4 protein-coding genes and 2 pseudogenes are annotated in these 8005 nt (G+C 42.7%); 1 reads left to right on the top strand and 5 read right to left on the bottom strand.

Annotation, left to right across the window (positions count from 1 at the left end; translation table 11 throughout):
- Positions 1–272: 272 nt before the first annotated feature.
- Positions 273–1844 (top strand): dGTPase, encoded by a 1572-nt coding sequence (gene dgt, locus B9J87_RS14015; RefSeq protein WP_254918144.1) that lies wholly within the window; start codon positions 273–275, stop codon positions 1842–1844.
- Positions 1845–1901: 57 nt separating this feature from the next.
- On the opposite strand, the gene B9J87_RS14020 is transcribed toward dgt, so the two are convergent.
- The 5 genes and pseudogenes from B9J87_RS14020 to B9J87_RS14035 all read right to left on the bottom strand — a co-directional run.
- Positions 1902–3275, bottom strand: coding sequence for an McrC family protein (locus B9J87_RS14020; RefSeq protein ID WP_094151332.1), 1374 nt, complete (start codon positions 3273–3275; stop codon positions 1902–1904).
- A gap of 2 nt (positions 3276–3277) precedes the next feature.
- Positions 3278–5746 (bottom strand): McrB family protein, encoded by a 2469-nt coding sequence (locus B9J87_RS14025; RefSeq protein ID WP_094151334.1) that lies wholly within the window; start codon positions 5744–5746, stop codon positions 3278–3280.
- Positions 5747–5750: 4 nt separating this feature from the next.
- A pseudogene (locus B9J87_RS17805) lies at positions 5751–5957 on the bottom strand (type I restriction enzyme endonuclease domain-containing protein); the annotation flags it as partial.
- Positions 5958–7033, bottom strand: a pseudogene (locus tag B9J87_RS14030) (IS3 family transposase); the annotation flags it as partial.
- Positions 7034–7264: 231 nt separating this feature from the next.
- On the bottom strand, positions 7265–8005 hold a 741-nt coding region (locus B9J87_RS14035), incomplete at its 5' end, for a 3'-5' exonuclease (protein WP_303396266.1).

Consider the following 8005-nt stretch of genomic DNA (forward strand, 5'->3'; position numbering starts at 1 on the left):
CCCGAGTGTATTACAAGCTCGGCATTCAATCCGCTGGTTTACTATCTGGATGTAACAGGGGCTAGTGCCGATTGGCGTAGCGATGAAACGGCGAACCTTACCTCCTTTTTTTTATGACATCACGACTACGACATGATGGACATTTAATATGAGGATTGTGTGCTACGTGAAAGATGGTCGCGTCACCATCAAACTCTGTAGAGCAATAATGGAAAGGGCCGCGTATTCCAAAGCGATGGTAAAGAAGTGAAGTTGACATTAACTGGCTATTTTTGGCGATATGGTATCAGAAAAGTCATTCAGGTATCGATTTTCCGGATGAACCCAACTTTAATCAAAAAGTCAGAGGAACGCGTGTCTATTACAAGGGACAAACCAGTCCACCTCAAGCATTAAAAACACTTACTCGCGTAGCCGAGCAAGAAAACTTCGAGAGCGATCGTGGACGCATCTTAAATTCAGCAGCAGTGCGAAGGCTGCAACAAAAGACTCAAGTTTTCCCGCTAGAGCGTAACGCAGCTGTACGAAGCCGTTTAACTCACTCCCTAGAAGTCCAACAAGTTGGCCGTTTTATTACCCAACTCATCTTTAAGCATTTGCCAAAAGAAGAACAAGAAAAATATTTTCTTGAGGGGTTAGATCGACAAATTGAGTCAATTGTTGAAATGTCTTGTGTGATGCACGATATCGGCAATCCGCCATTTGGCCATTTTGGCGAGCAGGCAATCAATGATTGGTTTACACGTAACTTACCTTCACTTATCACTAATTCGAAAGGCGAACCTCGTGTGGATCTACCACCCGAAATAAAAAAAGATTTAGAAAACTTTGAAGGAAATTCCCAAGCTATTCGACTCGTGCACACAATTCTAGGGCTCAATCTCACCTACTCGCAAGTTTCTGGGGTGTTCAAATACACTCGCCGTGGCGATCAAACCAAACCCGATCCCAAGAATGAGCAAGATCCTTTCAAAGATTACAGCTACCTAATGAAAAAGGTTGGCTACTACTTAAGTGAGCATCAGTACATTGAATCGATGAAGCTATCACTTTCAATGGATGAGCATTGCCGTTCACCATTCTCATATATTATGGAAGCCGCAGACGATATATCTTATGGCATTGCTGACATAGAAGACGCGATAGAAAAAGGCATATTAAATCTTCAACAACTATCCGATGCACTTAACCAAGAGTATCACAACATTGCATTAAAGTTTGGTGTCAAAGAGCTCAATGTAATGGAAGACATCCTCAACAATGTTAATAAGAGTACAAAAAGATCAGAGACTTGCGGCAATAGTCAATTTTTCATTGGTATGCGCGTTGAAATCAACAAGCGCCTCCCTCAACATGCCTGCAAGCAGTTTATTGAACATATTGAAGAGGTGTTCAACGGCAACTTCAACCGTGCTTTGATTGAAGATAAAAGCTCTCATCACACCCTAGTGGAAGCATTAAAATCGGTCGCAAGAAAGTACGCATTTTGCGACCCGGACGTAGAGCAAAGCGAGCTGCAAGGCTATCGCATCATTACCGGGTTACTCGAAGCCTATAAGCCGTTATTGATGCTAGATAGCAATACCTTCCGCAATATTAGTGAGGCACCACTGTACGAGTGTCGTTTATACAAAAAGCTTCCAAATAAACACCTAAAAGCCTATAACAACGCCATGCAGTCATTAAGCAAGAAAAACGGTGCCGATATCCCATTTGTACCTTTTGACTTCAATGAAGATGTTTGGGAGTTCTATTTCCGAGTCAGGCTAATTCAAGACTATATCAGTGGCATGACAGACCAATTCGCCTTTGATGAGTACCGAGCATTCCACGTCATCGACTAGCTCTCTATTCAAATAAAACCGAAAAGGGAACGTATTATTTCGTTTCCTTTTCTATCGCTAACCAGCAGAAAATATTGATGCCTTTTCAGGCCACTGAACACCGCAGCCCTCTCCCTCACCAATAACAAACGGCACCACCCACAATGTTAGCGGATTTCCAGTTTGTATGGGAAAGTCAAAACTATGGGGAATAGCTTGTTTAAACCCTGCGTGCGCTGGATAAATCAGGAACAGTTGCCGCTGACTCATACTCTCATTGAAATAATGATTACCGTAAGCGAACATCTGATAAAAATCATTTTGTGAAAGCCCGTATTTATCCGTCCCGTTGGCTTTGGTTGGATCAATTAGCTTCCACTTAGTATCTAATACTGAAATCACCTCACCCGCTTTCTCAATAAGCAAATCTGGTTTTAATTTAAACCACGCTGAATCATTATGTGTGACCAGATGTTTACTCTGAGCTTGTGTCTTAAGGCTTAATTCAGGTTTAAGCTGCTTAGCTAATACCTTAGCAACGTAGTCTTCAAACACCTTCTCCATAGGGAACAGCAGCGATATAGCGCGATGATCGCCGCGCATCGTTTGCGGAGAGAAACCGTCTAAAATCAGCTTTGTCCAAGCCAGAGCCGTTTGATAGTGGCTCATTCCTCTATCTAAGCGTAAACACGCAAAATCGCTTTTATAGTTACCGCTTACTGGTACTTCATCAAACACAAAACAGAGCTCTTGCAACTGCTTTTGATTACTCGCATTGCGGCTAATTGAACGCAGTTTATCTAGAGCAGAATGCAATAAACGGTTAGCAGGCCTATCTAATAAAAACTCATCATATTCACAATAGAACTTATGTTTATTGATGATGTTTTTACGCATTTGCTGAGTCGTATTTAGCTTGCCTTTGAGAAAATGAAGGTTATCTTCTCGGCGCACATAATCACTACGTAACCCTTTTTTCACCAATACATTCACTGAGGCCAAAAACTGACTGATAAATACCTCAAGTAGCGGCATTTTTTGCTGACGAATATCCGCACTAGAGGTTTGAATATGTGCGAAGCCTTTTAAAGCGCGCAGCATAACCAAAAGCGAATGTCTTGCTTGCTCACAGCGCTGGCGATCAGATTGCCCTTGCACACTTTGCTCTTCGCTGCTTAGCGCTTTAGCTAATTTAGGCAATATCTCGACTTGTGTGCCATCAGGTGTAGAAATCACCCCGGAGTAATTTTGCACTTGGAGCGCTTCGGCGCCATTCTTACGACATAACCGAAACAAGCGGCTTGGCTTGTCATCACTCAGCGCCATCGCTTTTAGATAAGCAAAAGCCGAGGGTGAGATCACTTCTACCCAATAGGGAACGCGGGTAACCTCACTCTCTTGGCTAATAAGGTACGCGAATTCAAACAACGCAATCTCTTTCAGCATTTTCATTGTTATGCTGGAGTGCTCATTGGCTCGACTCCACTCATAGCGGCAGCGCGTTTAATCGCTTGTGGCTCATAGATTGCCACATACGCCAAAGCACGATTCCATACCGAGTGATTCTCGTCTGCCAACTTAAAGCGGTATTCGTCTGCGCCGAAATTGTCCGGCTCGTAACGGGCACCAAATAGCGATGAGTAGTCGATCGTTTGCTGGGTAACAAACTGATAATCCGTTACCTCTTTGCCCGCATTATCAAGCTTTTGGTTATCACCCAATACTAGAGCAATTTTACTCCAATCATCATGGAAATATTCTTGCAGCAATGGGATGATTTTGTTCTTAAATGCGAGAGCTAATAATTCAAACGCCAATTTATGGTCACCGGCTTCTGCCGCATTATAGGCAGGGAAGAAAAACGCATGACCAAGCGTATGCTCGCGGTCATACAAAGCTTCGATACGCTGGTTAAGCAAGGCCAGCAGTTGCTCAAGATCGATACTCACGTCTTGCCACTTTATTTTTGCCTGATTGAATAAGGTTGGATTGGGCATCATCTCTTTAAAATCAAAGCGACGGCGCAGTGCGGTGTCCATCATCGCCAACGAACGGTCAGCAGTGTTCATTGTACCGATGATGTAAAGGTTAACTGGTATCGAGAAACTATCCCCAGAACAAGGCAGAATCAATTCTATTTCTTCATTCGCCCCTTTGCGTTTAGACGGTTCAATCAACGTAATCAACTCACCAAATATCTTTGAGATATTGCCACGGCTGATCTCATCAATCACCAATACATGGTTAGGAGCCTCAGATGAGGACTCTGAGGGATCATAATCATTAATCCCATACTTTTCCTTCATATAGCTCAAAATGGCACGAACATATGAACGGTTATAAATATCGGATTCATCCCCTGTCAAATAGAAATTTGTAAGATGCTTAATACTCGTGGGATAACCATTCCCTAAATCTTCGTGTTTAGACTCTTCTGGATAGATTCTAAATGTAGTACGACCATGATAAGTAAAATCAAACTTTTTACCTGTCGAAGTTTCTAAACTAATAAACTGACCATCAACCGCCTTTTTTAAATCCTCAAGTGCCCTTTCAAATTTAGCCAGGTTATTAGTAGGCTTAATCTTAGCGTCCAGACAAATGTCTTTAAAAATACCGTTTTTCTTGTAGTAGGAAACTTGCCCTCTTTCCGTCTTAGCACTTAAACCTTCAACAAACTCTTCATAGCCATAACTTTGATGAAAGGTGACGAATCGAATGCGCCCCGCGTCACTGAGTGCTTTGTACATTTCAGTCAGTTGCTTGCGCTGTTCTTTATTCGCCCCTAGTTCAGAATTAATGCCGAGTTTTACATATTCTTCTGGCTGTGCCGCTTTTACCGCTGCTTCAATAGAATGATAAGTCTTACCTGTTCCTGGTGGTCCGTAGAGGATTTGGTTAAGTGGTGATTCAAGTCGTCGAATTTCACCATAATCTCTTCGAGATTCACTTACTACAGCCACTGTTGATTCATGTATCTCATCAATAAACCTAATCTGAGTCGCATTACCCTTTTCTAAGTAATCAGCTAATTCCCAAAGTAGAGTATTTACTTCAATATCACCTAAATCAAATAAGGGTTTTATCGCTTTCTTTAGAACAATATTACTGTCTACCCAATTGCTGTATTTATCGGTTACGCCAAGAAGTGGAGCTAACTCTCTATACAACAGCTTAAAATACTTACTTTCACTAACTATCGATGTAAAACGTTCCGGTTCATTTGCCGCAAAAATTCGATTAATCGCTACATGTAAAACACTTGGGAAATCCGTATCGTTCTTCCATTCATCTTTAACTGCATTGTGAGTTTCTTTTGTTGGAGATTGAATTATTTTCTTAACAATAGAACGTAGGGCCGACATGTTCCGAACACACTGCTCCGTGTTGATCCGTTGTGGGGCAATACTAGAAATAGAATCTGCTCCTGACCATAATTTGATAATATCTTGGTCCGATAAGTTCGATTTTGCGCTTTTAAACCAATCGACAAAATCTACATACTGCTGATACCAACTATTAGGTGACTTGTTACATTTGAACAATCGTATGATTTGGCTTACCAAATGTTGCCCTACTGCACCATCCCAAAGTTCATCTAAATTGGAATACTGAATTATAGCGTCTAGAGGTTGGTAAACGCCCAAAGTCGGCCATTCCACATCAGGGAAGTGGTTTTGTAGAACAAACTCGGGTATTAGTTCATCTGGTTTACTACACGCTTGAATGACAAACTGCACCTGTCCGGTGTCAAGTGAGCTAATGACCTCTGCCTTAGCAACGATACCTATCGGCTTTCTGAGTGAAAGAAAATACACACAATCACCAACCTTCGGCTCTCCAGATGCAATGACCTCTACTACTGTCTCTCCAGATTGGAACAAGTGACGATTCGTCCCTAAAACATACACTTCTTCTGACATGTAATTACCTACCTTTCTTATAGTTCTCAGCCTGCTCTAGCACGCCTTTGTAAACATCATCATTGGCGACTGGTGGGAAGCCGTACTTGTGTAGAAGCAGAATCAAATCTACTTTTAGCTTGGCTTTAATATCACCACGCCCTGCCCAGTCTGGGTATTGGGCAACGTCATCGACGATCACTTTCATCTCTTTCGCGAGATCGAGCATCTTGTCAACCTCTATGTACTCGAAGATCGTTTGGCGCATCTGGTCTCTCGTCATAATCGGCTCATTTTGGATTGCTTCAACTTTCATAGAATGGAAGAAGCTCTCAACACAAGCATTGTCCCAGCAATTTCCTTTCCTACTCATACTTTGTTTTAGATTATAAGCAGTTATGAGATCTCGATAATCTTTTGAGCAGTACTGACTACCTCGATCACTATGAACGATAACCTGCTCGGGGAATCCGCGACGGAACAACGCCATTGATAGCGCATCACAGACCAGCGTAGCCGTCATTCTGGTATCCATAGACCATCCAATTACTTGTCTTGAGTAAAGGTCAATAATTACCGCCAAGTACAGCCAGCCTTCGCTTGTCGCTATATAGGTGATGTCTCCAGCCCATTTTTCATTCGGAGCAGATGCGCTAAAATTCTGAGCCAACAGGTTTGGAGCAACAGGCATTTGATGCTTGCTGTCCGTAGTGCACTTAAACTTGCGTGCAGCTTTCGGCGTTAAATCTTGACGCTTCATACTGGCAGCAATGGTTTTAACATTGTAGCGTTCACCGTTCTCAGACAGTTCTTTTTGGATACGCCTTGAGCCATCTCGGCCTTTGCTGTTGTCGAAAGCTTCTTTAACTTTTGTATCAAGCTGTTGGCGAATAGCCTCACGTTGGATGGCGTTGTGCCGATGCTTAATCCAGTAATAAAACCCACTTCGGGAAATCCCGAACACCTTAGCCATACGCACTATACTGAAGCACAGCAGGTGTTCGAGCATAAACTCGTAGCAATCTACTTTAGATTCTTCGCGAAGTAGGTGGCGGCCTTTTTTACAATTTCTAGCTCTTCAGCTTGCTCAGCCAACTGCCTTTTGAGCTTGGCAACCTCTGCGGTTAGCTCTTGCTCTCGCTGACTAGTACTGGTGTCTTTCTTCGAGTTCTTCCGCCACCCGTAGATTTGAGATTCGTGTAAAGAAAGCTGTCTTGCTGTCGCAGCTACTCCCACTTTATCTGCTAACTTCAGGGCTTCTGCTTTAAATTCAGGGGAATGTTTAATTCTAGTTTTCTTAGTTGTCATTGTTCACCTCGTTAGTGATTGTACTCACTTAACTCAGTGTCCAAAACTGCTGGGGCGGATCACTTTTTTGTTAGCGGGTGCTTTAGCCATTTTTGATACTACTTATTCTGAGATTGGACTTGCCCTTATGCCGCTGATAATGAGTCAACATAAGGGCAAGATTTAATGCGCAGTATTGTATCGCAAATGCATGGTTTTGCATTTGATAGCGAATCACTTTTGCCAATTAATTTATGCCATTGAGAGCTCGCCAGTGCATTCCACGTGGGGTATCACTGAATCCGGAAATACTTCGGTACTGAATACCACCAGCTTTTGGCCCGCCCTCGTCATGGCAACATAGAGCTTACGCAACGATTCTTGCAGCGCTTCCTCGCGCTCTGATTCGCTGAAATCAATATGCTTAGCCTGATTAATGATATGCCCAGCTCCCAACACGAATGTTGTTGAAGCTTCCATGCCCGTACAACTATTCACCGTCATGATTTTGATTCTGCTGCCCACGGCGGTTTCGAGATCTTTTTTATCGTTGTAATTCACAACGGTGTTATAGCCTGTTCTACTTTCAATCTCTTTTTTCAAACTCCACGGGTTATAGTGACGGCTGCAAACCACCATAATTTGATGCAGTGGTACTTCTTGTGACTTCACTAAAGCTTCAATCTCATTTAAGAAGCGAGCATTCTCATCTTGCGGGCTTCTTGAATAGATAATATGGGGCTTACTTCCCCGCGCCATTTGGTCAAAATCGGGCTTAACGTAGTCTTCAGGGCTAACGTCCAACTCTTCCAAAAGTGCATTTGCTGCGGTCATAATTTCATAGGTCGTTCGGTATGAATGGTTCAAACGTTTAGTTCTACCACGAACATTCAACCCGACGCTTTTCCAACTTAATCGTCGTTTTAGAAAGCCTTGATTGGGATCGGCACACATGAAAATGCTTCCTCCGGGCACAAGCGATCTTTTAATAAC

Source organism: Vibrio sp. V19_P1S1T109 (assembly GCF_002241375.1).
Taxonomy (GTDB): domain Bacteria; phylum Pseudomonadota; class Gammaproteobacteria; order Enterobacterales; family Vibrionaceae; genus Vibrio; species Vibrio anguillarum.

Coding starts and splice junctions, on each gene's coding strand:
- B9J87_RS14020 (WP_094151332.1), bottom strand. CDS start 3,275: ATGAAAATGCTGAAAGAGATTGCGTTGTTTGAATTCGCGTACCTTATT.
- B9J87_RS14025 (WP_094151334.1), bottom strand. CDS start 5,746: ATGTCAGAAGAAGTGTATGTTTTAGGGACGAATCGTCACTTGTTCCAA.